At 54.5% G+C, this 16,882-nt stretch carries 13 protein-coding genes and 4 tRNA genes; 4 read left to right on the forward strand and 13 right to left on the reverse strand.

Annotated features, from left to right (window positions below; genetic code table 11):
• Window positions 1-81 precede the first annotated feature (81 nt).
• Complete coding sequence (cyaA, locus tag ACE15A_RS22645) at window positions 82-2,628, reverse strand: class I adenylate cyclase (protein WP_023247390.1); 2,547 nt, start codon at window positions 2,626-2,628, stop codon at window positions 82-84.
• 376 nt (window positions 2,629-3,004) lie between these two features.
• Between cyaA and hemC the strand changes: the two genes are divergently transcribed.
• From hemC to hemY, 4 genes are read left to right on the forward strand one after another with little or no spacing between them, the layout of a single operon-like run.
• Complete coding sequence (hemC, locus tag ACE15A_RS22650) at window positions 3,005-3,946, forward strand: hydroxymethylbilane synthase (RefSeq protein WP_053510982.1); 942 nt, start codon at window positions 3,005-3,007, stop codon at window positions 3,944-3,946.
• The gene (hemD, locus tag ACE15A_RS22655; protein ID WP_023247388.1) at window positions 3,943-4,683 is read left to right on the forward strand and encodes a uroporphyrinogen-III synthase; all 741 of its coding nucleotides are present in this window, start codon (window positions 3,943-3,945) and stop codon (window positions 4,681-4,683) included. Before hemC ends, hemD begins: the two co-directional genes overlap by 4 nt.
• 21 nt (window positions 4,684-4,704) lie before the next feature.
• Entirely contained in the window at window positions 4,705-5,874 is a 1,170-nt protein-coding gene (gene hemX / locus ACE15A_RS22660) for a uroporphyrinogen-III C-methyltransferase (RefSeq protein ID WP_053510980.1), read from the forward strand.
• A gap of 2 nt (window positions 5,875-5,876) precedes the next feature.
• The gene (gene hemY / locus ACE15A_RS22665) at window positions 5,877-7,073 is read left to right on the forward strand and encodes a protoheme IX biogenesis protein HemY (protein WP_044136175.1); all 1,197 of its coding nucleotides are present in this window, start codon (window positions 5,877-5,879) and stop codon (window positions 7,071-7,073) included.
• A 588-nt stretch (window positions 7,074-7,661) separates the two neighbouring features.
• Here the strand turns inward: hemY and ACE15A_RS22670 are convergent.
• The 12 genes from ACE15A_RS22670 to rfbA form a co-directional block, all read right to left on the reverse strand.
• Window positions 7,662-7,738 (reverse strand) — tRNA-Pro (locus ACE15A_RS22670).
• Window positions 7,739-7,780: 42 nt separating this feature from the next.
• A tRNA-Leu gene (locus tag ACE15A_RS22675) sits at window positions 7,781-7,867 on the reverse strand.
• A 20-nt stretch (window positions 7,868-7,887) separates the two neighbouring features.
• Window positions 7,888-7,963 (reverse strand) — tRNA-His (locus ACE15A_RS22680).
• Between the two features lie 54 nt (window positions 7,964-8,017).
• A tRNA-Arg gene (locus ACE15A_RS22685) sits at window positions 8,018-8,094 on the reverse strand.
• Window positions 8,095-8,196: 102 nt separating this feature from the next.
• Complete coding sequence (locus tag ACE15A_RS22690; RefSeq protein ID WP_000818378.1) at window positions 8,197-9,582, reverse strand: amino acid permease; 1,386 nt, start codon at window positions 9,580-9,582, stop codon at window positions 8,197-8,199.
• 206 nt (window positions 9,583-9,788) lie between these two features.
• Window positions 9,789-10,529, reverse strand: a complete 741-nt coding sequence (wecG, locus tag ACE15A_RS22695; RefSeq protein WP_053510979.1) for a lipopolysaccharide N-acetylmannosaminouronosyltransferase — start codon at window positions 10,527-10,529, stop codon at window positions 9,789-9,791.
• The gene (wzyE, locus tag ACE15A_RS22700) at window positions 10,526-11,884 is read right to left on the reverse strand and encodes an ECA oligosaccharide polymerase (protein WP_023180344.1); all 1,359 of its coding nucleotides are present in this window, start codon (window positions 11,882-11,884) and stop codon (window positions 10,526-10,528) included. The genes wecG and wzyE overlap by 4 nt, the downstream gene beginning before the upstream one ends.
• The gene (locus tag ACE15A_RS22705) at window positions 11,881-12,960 is read right to left on the reverse strand and encodes a TDP-N-acetylfucosamine:lipid II N-acetylfucosaminyltransferase (protein ID WP_053510977.1); all 1,080 of its coding nucleotides are present in this window, start codon (window positions 12,958-12,960) and stop codon (window positions 11,881-11,883) included. Before ACE15A_RS22705 ends, wzyE begins: the two co-directional genes overlap by 4 nt.
• Window positions 12,957-14,207, reverse strand: coding sequence for a lipid III flippase WzxE (gene wzxE / locus ACE15A_RS22710; protein ID WP_023247381.1), 1,251 nt, complete (start codon window positions 14,205-14,207; stop codon window positions 12,957-12,959). The genes ACE15A_RS22705 and wzxE overlap by 4 nt, the downstream gene beginning before the upstream one ends.
• A 1-nt stretch (window position 14,208) precedes the next feature.
• Window positions 14,209-15,339, reverse strand: a complete 1,131-nt coding sequence (gene rffA, locus ACE15A_RS22715) for a dTDP-4-amino-4,6-dideoxygalactose transaminase (protein ID WP_053510976.1) — start codon at window positions 15,337-15,339, stop codon at window positions 14,209-14,211.
• Window positions 15,340-15,343: 4 nt separating this feature from the next.
• Window positions 15,344-16,021 carry a dTDP-4-amino-4,6-dideoxy-D-galactose acyltransferase gene (gene rffC, locus ACE15A_RS22720; protein WP_053510974.1) on the reverse strand — a complete coding sequence of 226 codons (678 nt, stop codon included), beginning with the start codon at window positions 16,019-16,021 and terminating at the stop codon, window positions 15,344-15,346.
• On the reverse strand, window positions 15,999-16,880 hold the full coding sequence (gene rfbA, locus ACE15A_RS22725) for a glucose-1-phosphate thymidylyltransferase RfbA (RefSeq protein ID WP_023247378.1): 882 nt from the start codon (window positions 16,878-16,880) through the stop codon (window positions 15,999-16,001). Before rfbA ends, rffC begins: the two co-directional genes overlap by 23 nt.
• Window positions 16,881-16,882: the final 2 nt, after the last annotated feature.

Below are 16,882 nucleotides of genomic sequence, written 5' to 3' on the forward strand. Positions count from 1 at the left end.
GGTGGCGCTGCGCTTACCGGGCCTACCGGAGCCGAACGTAAGCCGGATAAGACGCGTCAGCGTCGCCATCCGGCCCGCTAACTATAAAAAATACTGCTGCAATAGCGGTGCGTCATGATCCTGGTTTGCCGGCGGCACGGTGTTGATAGGCTGCGTACGGAATGGGATCACCTGCGCGCGGCCATCGGTTTTCACTATCTGGTAGAACTGCGGCAGGTTAAAGTTGATAAAGCTGGAGCCATACGTGAAGCGATCATGCGATGACGAATAGAAGCGACTGACGTCGCGCACCAGTTCTTCCTTACTACCTTCGCAGTGGTGATACACTTCCGCCCGGTTACTTTCGTCCAGGATATAAATATTAAAGCCTTTCTCATCGCCCGTTTCTTCAAAGAAGAACTGGATAATCCCTTCGCTGGCGAAGCCATCCACCACTGACGGCAATTTCACATGGTTGGTTTCCACCTGTACCGACAGCCCGTGCAGCTTGTTATGCGAAATAGCGCCGTAGAATTCGATAGCATTCTCCAGCTTCTGCACCGAGACATTCAGGCGTTCGAAGAATAGTCCCCACGTCTGCCCGGAAACCCGCAGCGCCTTGAAGCGACCGGTCTCCTGACGGGTGCTGGAAAGGCGTAGCTCAATACATTCGGAGACCAGTTGCTGCACGCGGGTGCGAATCAGGCCGCGAAGATGCTGACTGTAGCAGAACACCTCCACGCTATCCGGCGGCGCGGCATCCTGGTGCATTTTCCCCAGAATCGTTTTCAGCGCTTCGATCATCGCCTGCTCGCCGTTAAAGTGCAGAGTACGCACTTCGTTCCACGAGTTGCGATACAACAAGTCGATGCTGCCTACCAGACAGTTTTGCTCTTCGCCAAAGCTGAAAACGTCCAGCTTACGGAAGTCAAAATGCACCACTTTATTGCGGAACGCTGCCGTCGGGTCATATTCGAGGTTAACGATAATCGCCAGATGACGAATTTCACAGGGGCTGTAGAGCGCTTTCGGCGTCGGGGCAGGCAAGCGCAACGGGAAATGGTGCGAAACATCGGCGACCATCTCCTGCAGCTTAGGCAGGTCGACAATACCGTTGCCCTTAATAAACAGATGCGTTCGAGACGTCAGCAGGCCATTGAACCACGCCCACGCGACCAGCTTATTAAGATAACGGTTATATTCCAGCGGCTGATGGCTGATAATGGAATCCATGTTCGGCGCGCGGTTGTAGAGATACCAGCCTGAACGGTTGGCGCGCCCCGGCGGCACATGAATAAAGGTTAAATTCGGCTCGGACAGATCCGGTGATATCTGCGGGTTCACCAGCGTGACTTTACCCGGCAACGCTTCAAAAGCGGCGTACAGCTTACGCGTCAGTACGCCGATATCCTGCGGGCTGGCGCTCACGCTGAGGTTGTTGCGCCGCGCAAAGCGAATCAGATTACGGTAGCTCTGCATCATTGCGTCGAGCAATTCGTTGTGGGCTTCGCGCACCTGATCGATTTTCCAGTTTGCGCGATTATCGAGCATGGTCAGACGCGCGTCGTCCCATCCCCACTCGCTGACTAACTGGCTTAATACTTCCCGACGCCAGCCTACGCAGGCGCGCTCACGGCTTAATTTCTCGCACACTTTCAGGTAGAAGCAGCGGCGGACTAAATCCAGCCGCGTCGGATCTTCAATTGCCGTCAGGTATTCAGTGACCCGTTCCAGCATCATGCAGTAGGGATCGAGTCCAAACGATACGATTTCACCGTCATGCAGACGTTGTTTAATGTCTTTCGCCAGCAGTCGTGGGTTGGGATATTCCCATGAGTAGGCTTCCAGCAGCAGCGTTTTCAGCACCGCTTTGTACGGCGAGTCAATGCTCTTGTATAGCTGCCACAGGCTGGCGCCAAAGTACTCTTCGGCAGAGAGCGAACTTAAGCCCCCCAGATCCAGCCACTCGTTTGGCGTTAATACGCCCTGCGCGTAGAGCGTCATGACATAGTCGTCGTAATGCTCTTCTTCGTCGCACGGCACCATACTCCACAAAATACGCTTCCCAGCCAGGCGCACAGCGGTACGATAAAACTCATCAAGCAACAGGATGTGCTGCGTAGAACCGCAGTCTTCCCCGCCCAGACTGCCGCTTTCGTTATGGCGGAAACGGTTTTCATCGATCAGGAAGAAGCTCACCTCAACGCCAAGCGAGGCGGCCCAGCTTTCCAGCAGGCTACACTTACGTTGCAACAACTGACGCTCTTCGCCGTCGAGCCAGGCCTGATGGCACACCCAGATATCCAGGTCGGACGAGCAACTCTGCCCGACCGAAGAGGTGCTGCCCATAGTATAAACGCCGGTAATCGGCAGCTCGCCCTTTGGCGGGTCCTGCGGCGACATACCGCGGTACAACTCAAGTTCGTTCAGATAGTGGCGTTGGGTTTCATCAGGCGTGTAGAAGCAAATACCGCTGGGAACGTTACCATCAAGGTAACCCGGCATCAGTGGATGGTGATAGTGCAATAATGTCGGCAGAAGACTGTAAACCTGCTGAAAAGCGGGCCCCATGGCAGCAAGCGCGCGATCCACGCGCAGTTGATTTATGGCATCCAGTCTCTGTTTCAGAGTCTCAATATAGAGGTACAAGACGTATCGCCTGATGTTGCTACCCGTCATGGTTCAGGTCAGTACTTCGCCGTCGCCATTCGGGATAAACCGTATGTCAAAAATAACCGTTACCCTTTCTCGTCTGCATATTTTTATCTAATACCGACGAAAAAATGGTCTAAAACGTGATCAATTTAACACCTTGCTCATTGACCGTAAAGAAAGATGCACTACATACAAGTGTAGCACCGTTCGCTGCGTGTAAATTCTTAAATACGGGCTGGCGGTTTCTCGTCATTATTCACTGCCATTGACGACACAGCGCCTTATCCTCTCACTCACGGTGACCGGAAAACTAACATCCTCTCTATAAGGATGTTAGGATGGTCAATGATTGATAATGACGGTAACAAGCATGTTAGACAATGTTTTAAGAATTGCCACACGCCAAAGTCCCCTTGCGCTTTGGCAGGCACATTATGTCAAAGACGCATTGATGGCAACCCATCCGGGACTGACGGTAGAACTGGTGCCGATGGTCACACGCGGCGACGTGATCCTCGATACTCCCCTGGCGAAAGTGGGCGGTAAGGGACTGTTTGTTAAAGAGCTTGAAATCGCGCTGCTGGAAAAACGCGCCGATATCGCCGTGCACTCCATGAAAGACGTTCCGGTGGCCTTCCCGGACGGTCTCGGCCTGGTGACGATTTGCGAGCGCGAAGATCCACGCGATGCTTTTGTCTCGAATCAATATCACAGTCTGGACGATCTGCCTGCGGGTAGTATCGTCGGGACGTCCAGTTTGCGTCGTCAGTGTCAACTGGCGGAGCGCCGTCCGGACCTCATTATCCGTTCATTGCGCGGTAACGTCGGCACACGCCTCGGCAAGCTGGACAACGGCGACTATGACGCCATTATCCTGGCCGTGGCCGGTTTGAAACGCTTAGGTCTGGAGTCGCGCATTCGCACAGCCTTGCCGCCCGAAATTTCGCTGCCTGCCGTAGGCCAGGGCGCCGTCGGGATTGAGTGTCGTCTTGACGACGCGAGAACACAGGCGCTGCTCGCACCGTTGAATCACTCGCAAACCGCGCTGCGCGTAACGGCGGAACGCGCCATGAACACCCGCCTGGAAGGCGGTTGTCAGGTACCGATTGGCAGCTATGCGGAAATCATCAACGGCGAAATTTGGCTACGTGCGCTGGTTGGCGCGCCGGACGGTTCGGTGATGGTCCGCGGCGAACGTCGTGGTTCACCCGAGCAGGCGGAGCAAATGGGCATCTCGCTTGCGGAGGAACTGCTGGAAAACGGCGCACGCGCGATTCTGACGGAAGTTTATAACGGCGAGGCGCCCGCATGAGTATTCTGGTCACCCGCCCCTCTCCCGCAGGGGAAGCGTTAGTGAGCCGTCTGCGCGCACTGGGGCAGGTGGCCTGGAGTTTTCCGCTGATTGAATTTGTCGCCGGTCGGGAGCTGCCCACCCTGGCCGACCGTCTGGCGACGCTGACGGAAAACGATCTGGTTTTTGCCCTTTCACAGCACGCCGTCGCCTTTGCCCACGCCCAGATCCAGCGGGATGGTCGAAACTGGCCTGCGTCGCCGCGCTATTTCGCGATTGGCCGCACCACGGCGCTCGCCCTTCATACCGTTAGCGGATTCGATATTCGTTATCCATTGGGTCGGGAAATCAGCGAAGTCTTGCTACAATTACCTGAATTACAAAATATTGCGGGCAAACGCGCGCTGATTTTGCGTGGCAATGGCGGTCGCGAACTGCTGGGCGAAACCCTGACAGCTCGCGGAGCCGAAGTCAATTTTTGTGAATGTTATCAACGAAGTGCGAAACATTACGATGGCGCGGAAGAAGCGATGCGCTGGCATGCTCGCGGCATAACAACGCTTGTTGTCACCAGCGGCGAGATGTTGCAACAGCTCTGGTCGCTGATTCCCCAGTGGTATCGTGAGCACTGGTTACTACGCTGTCGGCTGTTGGTCGTCAGTGAGCGTCTGGCGCACCTCGCCCGGGAACTGGGCTGGCAAGATATTAAGGTCGCTGATAACGCCGACAACGATGCGCTGTTGCGCGCATTACAATAACTCTCATAATGGGATGCCATAATGACGGAACAAGAAAAATCCTCCGCCGTGGTTGATGAGACCAGGGAGACCGTGGAAACCACGCCACAGCCAGTCAATACCGAGAAAAAAAGTAAGAACGGCGCCGCGCTGGTATTAAGCGCGGTGGCGATCGCGATTGCCCTGGCGGCAGGTATTGGGCTTTATGGCTGGGGAAAACAGCAGGCAACCGCGCAAACGGAAACCAGCGATGCGCTGGCGAATCAGCTGACCGCCTTGCAAAAGGCGCAGGAGAGCCAAAAATCAGAGCTGGAAGGGATTATCAAAAAACAAGCGGCGCAGTTAGATGACGCGAATCGCCAACAGGCGGCGCTGGCGAAACAACTTGATGAAGTACAACAAAAAGTCGCCACCATTTCCGGCAGCGACGCCAAAACCTGGCTGTTGGCGCAGGCTGATTTTCTGGTGAAACTCGCCGGACGCAAGCTGTGGAGCGATCAGGACGTCACTACCGCCGCTGCGCTACTCAAAAGCGCTGACGCCAGTCTGGCAGACATGAATGACCCCAGCCTGATTACCGCACGACGTGCGATTACTGACGATATCGCCAGCTTGTCATCCGTTGCGCAGATCGACTACGACGGCATTATTCTCAAACTCAATCAGCTCTCTAACCAAATCGATAACCTGCGTCTGGCGGATAACGATAGCGATGACTCGCCGATGGATTCAGATAGCAGCGAGCTGTCCAGTTCGCTAAGCGAATGGCGCGTTAACCTGCAAAAAAGCTGGCAGAACTTTATGGACAGCTTTATTACCATTCGCCGCCGCGATGATACCGCCGTACCGCTGCTGGCGCCGAACCAGGACGTCTATTTACGCGAAAATATTCGCTCCCGCCTGTTAGTCGCCGCACAGGCCGTCCCACGCCATCAGGAAGAAACATACCGCCAGGCGCTGGATAACGTTTCGACCTGGGTTCGCGCTTATTACGATACTGACGACGCCGCGACAAAAGCCTTCCTGGAGGAAGTCGATAAATTAAGCCAGCAAAATATCACGATGGATCTGCCGGAAACCCTGGAAAGCCAGGCGATTCTTGAAAAACTGATGCAAACCCGCGTGCGTAATCTGCTGGCGCAACCGACAGCCTCTACGGAAGCGCCCGCCACGCAGACAGACGCTCCGGCAGCCGCGCCGCAAGGAGAATAATGATGCTAAAAGTATTATTGCTCTTTGTGTTGTTACTCGCGGGTATCGTGGTCGGCCCGATGATAGCCGGTCACCAGGGCTATGTGTTAATCCAGACCGATAACTACAACATTGAAACCAGCGTAACCGGACTGGCGATCATTCTCATCGTCACTATGGTGGTGCTATTCGCCATTGAGTGGTTGCTACGCCGTCTGTTTCGTACCGGCGCGCACACCCGCGGTTGGTTTGCCGGACGTAAACGCCGTCGCGCCCGCAAACAGACCGAACAGGCGCTGCTGAAGCTGGCGGAGGGCGACTATCAGCAGGTTGAAAAGCTGATGTCAAAAAATGCCGATCATGCTGAACAGCCGGTGGTGAATTATCTGCTGGCGGCAGAAGCGGCGCAGCAGCGCGGCGATGAAGCGCGCGCCAATCAGCACCTTGAACGTGCGGCAGAGCTGGCGGGGAACGACACCATCCCGGTCGAGATCACGCGCGTGCGCTTACAGCTAGCGCGCAATGAAAATCATGCGGCGCGTCACGGCGTGGACAAACTGCTGGAGGTCACGCCGCGTCACCCGGAAGTCCTGCGTCTGGCGGAGCAGGCCTATATTCGCACCGGCGCATGGAGTTCTTTACTGGATATCATCCCATCCATGGCAAAAGCGCACGTCGGCGATGAAGCGCATCGCGCCATGCTCGAACAACAGGCGTGGATAGGACTCATGGATCAGGCGCGCGCCGAGCAAGGCAGCGAGGGATTACGCACCTGGTGGAAAAACCAAAGCCGTAAAACCCGCCATCAAGTGGCGCTTCAGGTCGCGATGGCCGAGCATCTGATCGAATGTGACGATCATGATATGGCGCAGCAGATTATCATCGACGGTCTGAAACGCCAGTATGACGATCGGCTGGTGCTGCCAATTCCTCGCCTCAGAACCAATAATCCGGAACAACTGGAGAAAGTGCTGCGCCAGCAAATCAAGACGGTAGGCGATCGCCCGCTGCTATGGAGCACGCTCGGCCAGTCGCTGATGAAACACGGTGAATGGCAGGAGGCAACCCTGGCTTTCCGCGCCGCGCTGAAACAACGCCCGGACGCGTATGATTATGCCTGGCTTGCCGATGCGCTCGATCGACTGCATCAACCGGAAGAAGCCGCCACCATGCGGCGCGACGGCCTGATGCTGACGCTACAGAACAATTCCCCGCAGTAATCGTCTGCTGCCCGGTGGCGTTTTTGCTTACCGGGCCCGCACTGCCTCCCGGCAAAAATCTCTTTTAGCCATAAATAAAAAAACGCCTGCCGGTTAGGGGCAGGCGTCAAAACAGGTCTGTATGACAACATAAAGGGGTGCTTCACTCAACGTTGTGTCCAGGGTGTTTGATGAGGCATAAGCGACATCTGTCAGTGGACGATAAGCACCGTAAACGGCTCTGCATCATTCCTGAGTTTATGAGGCCAAAAGGCGAGCATAAGAGATGGAATGAGCATCTACCCGTATATTATTGCACATAACGTGCCATCTTTGCACCGCTAAAAAACAGGCGCTGGTGTTAAAAAAACGTAGAGAATTCACGCGATTGTCATCTTCCCGCCGCTGGCGAGGCTTTAGCATGTCGCCCGATGGAGACAGAACAGGATGCTTTTTATAAAGTGATTATTAATCAATAGATTATTCGTCACCGAACAGCGACAAATGAAGACAAGGATATCGCCAATAAACCACAATGATAACTCGTGCGGGATAAAAGGTTGAAAAGGAACAGAAAACAAAAAACCCCGCCGAAGCGGGGTTCAAAATTGGTCGGCGAGAGAGGATTCGAACCTCCGACCCACTGGTCCCAAACCAGTTGCGCTACCAAGCTGCGCTACTCGCCGATATACTGCTTTTTTGAATTTTTAGTTCAATTCATTGAGTCGTGGTGCGAGGGGGGGGACTTGAACCCCCACGTCCGTAAGGACACTAACACCTGAAGCTAGCGCGTCTACCAATTCCGCCACCTTCGCGTTTCACAACTCTATATTAATGGGGTGGCTAATGGGATTCGAACCCACGACAACTGGAATCACAATCCAGGGCTCTACCAACTGAGCTATAGCCACCACTGAAACTTTTTACGCGGTATTAAACCACCGCAGCTCAAGCACCTAAATAAATGGTACGCCCGACAGGATTCGAACCTGAGACCTCTGCCTCCGGAGGGCAGCGCTCTATCCAGCTGAGCTACGGGCGCTTAGCGCCGTTGCGGGGGTGGATAATACGGACTTCACACCCCGCTGTCCAGTGCCTTTTTAAATAAAATGCGCGTTTGGTTATGCTTTGCGCATTTTGGCGCTTATTCCCCCACCTTATGGGCGGTTCCGTGACGATTCAGGCCGAAAACTTTGTAGACCAGCGTTACGGCCAGCAGGAAGATGACGCCGACAAACAGCGACATGCGCGTATCTTCATTAAAGTACATGCCGATTAAAACGCAAACCAGAAACGCCATCGTCAAATAGTTCGCCCACGGGAACATAATGGAACGAAAAGGATGATCCGCAATCGCTTCTTTATGCGCCCGACGAAAGCGCAGTTGGCTAATCAGAATGACAAACCACGGCACCATCCCCGGCAGTACGCTGGCGCTATAAACGTACACAAAGACGCGCTGCGGATTGGGGATGATGTAGTTCAGGCAAGAACCTACCAGCAAAATCAAAATAGAGAGCGCCACGCCCGCGACCGGCACGCCATGGCGGGAGACTTTCGCGACTGCCGCCGGCAGTTGACGGTTTTTCGCCAGCGCGTAAAGCATACGCCCACAACTATACATTCCACTGTTACAGCCGGAGAGCGCCGCCGTCAGCACGACAAAGTTGATAATGCCTGCCGCGGCGGTGATGCCGATTTTCGCGAAGGTGAGCACAAAGGGGCTGCCGTTGCTGCCAATCTCATTCCACGGGAAAATGGTGACGATCACGAAAATCGCGCCAACATAAAAAATCAGGATACGCCACAGCACTTTACCCACCGCGCTACGCAACGTCACCTGCGGATTCTTCGCTTCACCGGCGGTAATACCGATCAGCTCTACGCCCTGATAAGAGGCCACCACGATACATAATGCGGTCAGAAAGCCTTTCCAGCCGCCGGCAAAAAAGCCGCCATGCTCGGTCAGATTACCAAAGCCAATCGCCTGGCCGCCGTTACCAAAGCCGAAGAAAATCACCCCCAGGCCGATGATGATCATCACAATAATAGTGGTGACTTTGATCATCGCAAACCAGAACTCGATTTCACCATACAGGCGCACCGCTGCCAGATTCGCCAACGCGACCAGACCTACAGCAATCAGCGCCGGTATCCACTGCGCCATCTCCGGAAACCAGAACTGGACGTAGACCCCAATGGCGGTAATTTCCGAGATCCCGACCGCCATCCACATAAACCAGTATGACCAGGCGGTAAGATAGCCAAAAAAGGGACTCATATACCGGTGGGCGTACACGGCAAAGGAGCCGGTAACAGGTTCCAGAAAGAGCATCTCCCCCATTGAACGCATGATGAAAAAGACGAACAATCCGGCGATGATATACGCCAGCAGCACTGACGGGCCCGCCCATTTCAGCGTACTGGCGGCACCCATAAAGAGTCCGACGCCGATGGTGCCCCCGAGGGCAATCAATTCAATATGACGAGCTTCCAGCCCACGCTGTAGCTCCGGTTTTTTCTCTGCCATAAATCCTCATGTCGTGTTTGCAACGGTTCCGGTAGTACCGGTTATTGTTATGGGTACATCGATTGTTGCGAATATTTTCTTAAATTTGGACAAATGGCAAATGAAGCATTAAAAAAATGCACTTATTGTGTAAGAAAGCATCGATTATGTTGTAAATGAGCAGCGTCATAAGCACAATCCGCTGCTCAAGTCATCAGAAGGGAGAATTAGAGATCGCCAGTATAGTGCCAGCGAAGGTAGCGCAGCAGACGCATCTGGCGGGTAATACGGCTTGGCTGGGAAAGCAGACGATACAACCACTCCAGCCCCAGATTCTGCCATATTTTCGGGGCGCGTTTGACGTGACCGGTAAACACATCATAGGTGCCGCCCACGCCCATATATAGCGCATGGGGATGCACTTCCCGACAATCGCGCATTAGCAATTCCTGTTTTGGCGATCCCATTGCGACGGTGATAATTTTCGCGCCGCTGGCATGGATACGCGCAAATAGCGCCTGACGCTGCTCCGGTTTAAAGTAACCGTCCTGGCTACCCACAATATTGACGTTCCACTGCGTCCGCAGTTTTGCTTCCGTCTGCGCCAGCACCTCAGGCTTGCCGCCGACAAGAAATACCGGCGTGCCTTCTTTACCCGCGCGCGCCATTAACGCTTCCCAAAGGTCGGCGCCAGCCACGCGAGAGACCTGCGCCTGTGGAAATTTTTTACGTATTGAACGCACCACGCTGATGCCATCGGCATATTTAAATTCCGCCGCCGCTATCAACGCGCGTACTTCCGGATTATCTTCCGCCGTCAACAACTTTTCGGCGTTGATCGCCACCAATGTGCCTTTCTTCAGTTGACCATCGGCAAACAGATAATTCAGCGCATGTGACATGTCGCGCCAGCCAATCAAAGGTAATCCACGCAGCGAGTAAAGAGGCGCAGCGGCATTATTGGTCATAGTTTTCCTTCCACCTGTGCCTGAGGGAGCGAAGTTGTACGTTGATGAATCAGTCCGGCGCTATCAAATAGCCAAAACAGAAGCTTAGCAACCAGCAGGCTGGCGCCAAAAACCACCAGGAAGAAAACCACGCGCGAGACAAACGAATCCAGCCCTTCTCGCGCCAGCACAATCATATTAAAGATGGCGCCAAAGCAGAAACTGTGCAGAATCGCCGCCTTATAGCGATTGGTCTCCCGGTTACCCAGTTCATACAGCCAGTCGAACCATTTGATAATCAGCCCGACGACGATCGCGCCGAGCGGAATAAACAGCGCCCCGCCCATGACCACCAGCGATCCGATAAGCGTTGGCGAGATCGCCAGGCCGGAATGGTTATTCAGGACTTCCCAGGTAAAGTAATTCGCAGAATTCAGCACGATGCTGGGTCGTCCCGGCCATAACCAGGTGGGAATAAAGACGTAGAAATCACGCACAATAGGGGCCAGCCCCTGAAAATCAATATTGTGGTAATTTTGCAACAGCAGCGCCAAATTCTCCCACGGCGAGAAGGTATCGCGCGTCAGGTAGAGAAACGTATAGAACGCCTCATCGCCGCTCACATTTAATCCGTAGCGTTTGAGCGCCAGCCAGAACATACCGACAATCCCCAGCACGCCCGCCGCCGCCAGCATCCACAGACTGATCCAGCCCCGAATAATGCCGATAAACAAGAAGATAGCAAACGCAATAATGATGTTGGCGCGCGTACCGCCGACAATCATATAGGTCAACAGACCAAACGCGACGGTGCTCACCAGAAAGAACAGCCACGCTTTGCTGTCCTGGCGCAGGAAATAGACCACCAGCATCGCCGGAATGAAGAAATAGAAGAACCGTTTTAACGCCACACCGGAAACTTCGCTGGAAAAGATCTGGCTGTAGGAGTGCAGCCGGAACAGCAAAAAGCCGTTATGCATAAAGAAAATCCCGACGCTCACCAGCGCGATGCCCATCAGGATCACCCAGGTAAGGTGGGTTTCCACCCGGTTCATGGTAAATAGCGGCTTGCGTGGTACATCCACAACGCGTTTGCGTAAACGCGTTTTATAGGTCACGTAATACACGCCGTAGAAACAGGCGGCGGATAATAAAGCCTGCAATAAGATTTCCGGCGGCGCGACGCCAACATCGAAACGAAATACCAGCACGCTGGTTAGCGGGAAACCAAAAAAGAAGGTCAATAAAAATAGCAACGAAAAGAAAACGTTGAAGTTAAAACGCACGCGGCGGAATTCAAACCAGGTCAGCGTGGCGATAAACAGCGTAGAAAGCAGCCAGACCACCAGCAGCCCGCTGAATTGCATCAAACTCATTCGGCTTCTCCTGCGGCGACTCTCAACGCATTATGCCACGGTTGCAGGTAATTGGGGCTAAAGAAGGTGATGCCGCTTTTATCTACCGATGCGAGCTGACGCTGCGCCTCGCGCACCACCTGCTCATTCAAATCATCGGTGGTAAACAGAACGGGCAGATGCTGTTCCGCCATATCCTGCCAGAAAGGGTTGTCACGATTCAGTACGCACGGGATATCGGCCTGAATTAGCAGACACAACGTCCCAATCCCCTGTTGGCGGGCAAAAATAAAATAACCGAGGTCGCACTGACGAAGCAGCGCAAGATAGGCATCAAATTCCATTTTTTCACTAAGAATTTGCAAATTTTCATCGCTAAATAGCGTCAGACCTGCCTGACGAACCTCATCAATATAGGCCTGGTTATTGACCGGATAGCCCATCGGCACCACCACGTTTACCGTATCGCCAAACTGCTGATACACCGCCCGTAACGCCGCAATATGCTCGTTACTGCGATCGCCGGAGTTACCTACCAAAATAGTCAATTTCCCCGCACGTTGGCGCTCTTTTGCCATAGAATTCAGGGAAGGGTCCATGCGCGTCGGGAAATAGAGTAACTCGCCGCGTACGCCCGGGTGCTGGCGCGCAAAATAGCTGAGATCGCCGCGCGTCGCGAATACGCCCCCTACTCGCCCCTGCGCGATACGACGAAGCGGGTAGAAAAGGCGGAATTTCAGCCCGCTGGACACTTCGTAGAGATCCGCGCCCCAGATATGCCAGTAAAACTGGGCGGGCTTAATACCGCCGCTTAACAGCGCCAGCCACAGGCTGGTGTTGAATTGACCGTGAAAGAAGAAGCGCTGTCGACGATTTGCTTTCGCTTTGGCGATGACCGCCTGAGCCAGCGCTTTCTTACTACCATAAAAGCGAAGCGAGAGCGCCGGACAGCTTTCCGTGAAGCCGTTATCCTCGCCGGCAACCATAAATTCGCGCGCGTGCTCGCTTGTGGCAGCCAGCGTATCATTGAAAAACCGCAGCACGGTGTGGTTATGGTGAGGGATATCCGATCCCAGGACGTGAATCAGTACAGTCATGCTCGCCTACGCCAGAGTAAAAATATGCCGCAACAAAGTGAAAAATAGACAATATAGGTGGCCATATAAGCCTGTGCCGCACCCAGTGCGCCGTGAGCGGGAATCAGCCAGTGAGCGAACGCCGTTAACAGAATGAACTGGCTAATTTCGGCCAGAATGTAAAATCGCAACGACGCTTTGGCAATCACCAGATAACCGAAAACATAGGCGCCGACTTTCAGCACGTCACCCACTAACTGCCAGGCGAACAGATCGCGCATCGCGGTGAATTTAGCGGAAAAAAGCAGCCAGATAGCAAAATCGCGCAGTAGCCAGACGGTAAAACTCGCGGCCGCGACTGCCGGTAAAACAAATTTCAGCGCTTTTACCACCTCACGCGTAATGTCCTGTTTTTCCGTCAGGCGTGAAAGCGTGGGTAACAGGTAAACACTAAAAGAGGCGGTGATAAATTGCAGATAGGCGTCAGAAATGCTGCTTACGCCCTGCCAGATCCCGACATCGCTCCAGCTATAGTGCGCGGCCAGTTGGTTTCGCATCATCACATAGGCGACCGGCATCGTAACGGAGGTAATCAGCGCCATCAGGGTAAATTTACTGAGCTGCCCTGCCAGACCGTTGTCCCAGGAGGGCCTGAGATAGTGTAGCGGGACGGTGCCGCGCTTAATCAATATCATACCGGCAGGCACTACCACCAGCGCCGGCACCAGCGCCAGGCCAAGCAACGCGCCTTCATAGCCGCCAACACGGTAGCAGAGATACCAGGCGGCGACGCCCAAAAAGCTGCCGACAATTAACGATAAGGCATTACCCGACGCGTCACGAAAGCCCTTCATCAGCGCCAGCAGCAGGTTCGCCCAGGCGATCCCCATTTGTACCAGCGCAACCAGACGCACCAGCCCTTGATAGTCCGTGTGACCGAACAGTCCCTGGCTAATCGGCGCCGCCGCCAGCAGGAAGACCAGCGCCAGTAGCGTAGAGAAACCCAATACCATCGCGGAGGAGGTTCCCACCACGGTACGTAACTGCGCCGGGTCATCATGATGTTGTGCGACGAGTTTGGTCACGCCGTTAAATATCCCGGCACCCGCCAATACGCCCAGCACGGTGATCATCTGGCGGAAGTTACCCGCTTGTCCGACGCCCGCCGGGCCAAAAGAGACGGCCAGCAGTTTCACCACCAGCAGTCCGGCGCCAATTTTTACCAGCGTACTGACCGCCGTCCACAGAGAGGCTTTAGCAAGCGACATATCAGGAGAAATAATTTAGCAAGGTGGCAATCACCGTCCGTTGATCGACGGGCGCAAGATTATAAAACAGCGGCAGACGCAGCAAACGTTCGCTCTCTTTTGTGGTGTAGACATCGTCCCCGATAAACTCGCCGAATTTATCGCCCGCCGGACAATCATGCAGCGGAATGTAATGGAATACCGCCATGATTTCCGCCTCTTTCAGGAAATTAATTAGCGCGCTGCGATCGGCGATATCCCGCAGTTTGATGTAAAACATGTGGGCATTATGCCCGCAGTTTTCCGGAATAGAAGGCAGCTCGATACGCCCGGCGCGCGCCAGCGGGGTTAACGCATCGTAGTAAGTCCGCCACAGCGACAGACGCTGTTGATTGATACGATCGGCGGCCTCCAGTTGCGCCCACAGGTAGGCAGCCTGCAGATCGGACATCAAATAACTGGAGCCGATATCCCGCCAGGTGTATTTATCCACCTGACCACGGAAGAACTGACTGCGGTTGGTGCCTTTTTCGCGGATGATCTCCGCGCGTTCAATCAGCGCCCGATCGTTAATCAACGTCGCACCGCCTTCGCCACCAGCGGTGTAATTTTTGGTTTCATGGAAACTAAAACAGCCGATATGACCGATCGTCCCTAACGCGCGGCCTTTGTACGTGGACATCACGCCCTGGGCGGCGTCCTCGACAACGAACAGATTATACTTATCCGCCAGCGCCATGATGACGTCCATTTCACAAGCGACGCCAGCGTAGTGTACCGGCACGATAGCGCGGGTCTTATCGGTGATCGCCGCCTCAATCAGCATTTCGTCAATATTCATCGTATCCGGACGAATATCGACAAACACAATTTTCGCGCCGCGCAGGACAAAAGCGTTAGCGGTGGAGACAAACGTAAAGCTCGGCATGATCACTTCATCGCCGGGCTGAATATCCAACAACAGGGCCGCCATCTCCAGCGACGCGGTACAGGAAGGCGTCAGCAACACCTTCGCGCTGCCGAAATGTTGCTCCAGCCACTGCTGGCAACGACGCGTAAAGCCGCCGTCGCCACACAGTTTGCCGCTGCTCATTGCAGACTGCATGTATTCGAGTTCGGTTCCCACCACCGGCGGCGCATTAAAAGGAATCATGTTGTCACCTGTATAACCAGTACGCAGTGCTTTCGATGTTGGCACCGCTTTGTATGTAACGTTTAAGCGCGGCGGTGTTGCCCAACTGGGTCGCCACCCGCAATGTTGCTTTGCCGCGACGCTGCGCCCAACAGATCGCCGCCTGCATAAGTTCCGCTCCCGCGCCGCGTCCGGCCAACAGACCGATGCGCGCGTCGGTATCATTCAATTCCCGCAGCGAGACGTAACCGCGGATAGCGCCTGTTTCCGTGCGAAGCACCAGGCATTGGTGATCAAACGTGCCGCGTACCGCATTCTCAATCCACTGGGCGTAAAAACGGGCGCTGGCGTCGGGCGCATACCACGGCGCGCGAAAACGACTCTGCGTAAACGCCTCTCCGGCCAACTGACGCAAAGCAGGGATGTCCGTAAGGCGTGCAATTTCCGCGCCATGCTGGTAGGCATGCCCTTTTACCGGCAACGCAAAATCCACCTCGCCTTCAACCAAAGAGAATCCCAGCGATTGCAACGCCGACAGCCAGGCGATGTTTTCAGCCGGTACTTTTACCTGCACGCGTTGCCACGCCTGCAGCGCTTCTGGCGTTAATTCGGGCGCTGAGGCATCGATACGCACAATGCCGCTATTCACGCCAAAGAACGTATTTTCCCAGAGTAACGGTTCAATACTGGCGCGGACGGGCACGGAGCAACTCCAGTAAATATTGGCCATAGCCGGTTTTTTCAAGCTGACTGGCGGCGCGTTTCAAACCATCATCATCCAGCCAGCCGTTGCGCCAGGCAATTTCCTCCAGACAGGCAATTTTGAAGCCCTGGCGCTTTTCCACCGTCTGCACAAAAGTGCTCGCCTCAATCAGGCTGTCGTGGGTGCCAGTATCCAGCCAGGCGAAGCCGCGGCCCAGCAGTTCAACGGTCAGCTTACCTTCCTCCAGATACATCTGGTTGATAGAAGTGATCTCCAGCTCACCACGCCCGGACGGTTTCACGCGCTTCGCATACTCGACGACCTTGCTGTCATAGAAATAGAGGCCGGTGACCGCCCAGTTAGATTTAGGCTGTTTCGGCTTTTCTTCCAGCGAGAGCGCGCGAAAATCATCGTCAAACTCCACGACGCCAAAGCGTTCCGGGTCCATGACCTGATAGCCAAATACCGTGGCGCCTTCGGTACGCGCCGCGACCTGACGGAGTTTGGGACTAAAGCCCTGACCAAAAAAGATATTATCGCCTAATACCAGGCAGGAAGGTTCACCGTTGAGGAACGCTTCGCCAATGATAAAGGCCTGTGCCAGCCCGTCCGGACTGGGCTGCTCGGCATAATGTAAATCGATACCGAACGCTGCACCGTTGCCCAGCAAACGCTGAAAGTCGCGTTTATCTTCCGGCGTGGTGATGATCAGGATCTCACGAATGCCCGCCAGCATTAGCACCGATAACGGATAATAAATCATCGGCTTGTCGTAGACGGGCAGAAGCTGCTTTGATACGCCGCGCGTAATGGGATGCAACCGGGTACCGGAACCTCCCGCCAGAATGATGCCTTTCATTC

It is taken from the genome of Salmonella sp. HY31 (genome assembly GCF_042604575.1).
Lineage (GTDB): Bacteria > Pseudomonadota > Gammaproteobacteria > Enterobacterales > Enterobacteriaceae > Salmonella > Salmonella diarizonae.

Excerpts from the sequence above, each read along its gene's own strand:
- hemC (WP_053510982.1), top strand. The coding sequence starts at position 3,005 with ATGTTAGACAATGTTTTAAGAATTGCCACACGCCAAAGTCCCCTTGCG.
- wzxE (WP_023247381.1), bottom strand. The coding sequence starts at position 14,207 with ATGTCGCTTGCTAAAGCCTCTCTGTGGACGGCGGTCAGTACGCTGGTA.
- rfbA (WP_023247378.1), bottom strand. The coding sequence starts at position 16,880 with ATGAAAGGCATCATTCTGGCGGGAGGTTCCGGTACCCGGTTGCATCCC.
- hemX (WP_053510980.1), top strand. The coding sequence starts at position 4,705 with ATGACGGAACAAGAAAAATCCTCCGCCGTGGTTGATGAGACCAGGGAG.
- hemD (WP_023247388.1), top strand. The coding sequence starts at position 3,943 with ATGAGTATTCTGGTCACCCGCCCCTCTCCCGCAGGGGAAGCGTTAGTG.
- rffA (WP_053510976.1), bottom strand. The coding sequence starts at position 15,339 with ATGATTCCTTTTAATGCGCCGCCGGTGGTGGGAACCGAACTCGAATAC.
- hemY (WP_044136175.1), top strand. The coding sequence starts at position 5,877 with ATGCTAAAAGTATTATTGCTCTTTGTGTTGTTACTCGCGGGTATCGTG.
- wecG (WP_053510979.1), bottom strand. The coding sequence starts at position 10,529 with ATGACCAATAATGCCGCTGCGCCTCTTTACTCGCTGCGTGGATTACCT.
- ACE15A_RS22690 (WP_000818378.1), bottom strand. The coding sequence starts at position 9,582 with ATGGCAGAGAAAAAACCGGAGCTACAGCGTGGGCTGGAAGCTCGTCAT.
- wzyE (WP_023180344.1), bottom strand. The coding sequence starts at position 11,884 with ATGAGTTTGATGCAATTCAGCGGGCTGCTGGTGGTCTGGCTGCTTTCT.
- ACE15A_RS22705 (WP_053510977.1), bottom strand. The coding sequence starts at position 12,960 with ATGACTGTACTGATTCACGTCCTGGGATCGGATATCCCTCACCATAAC.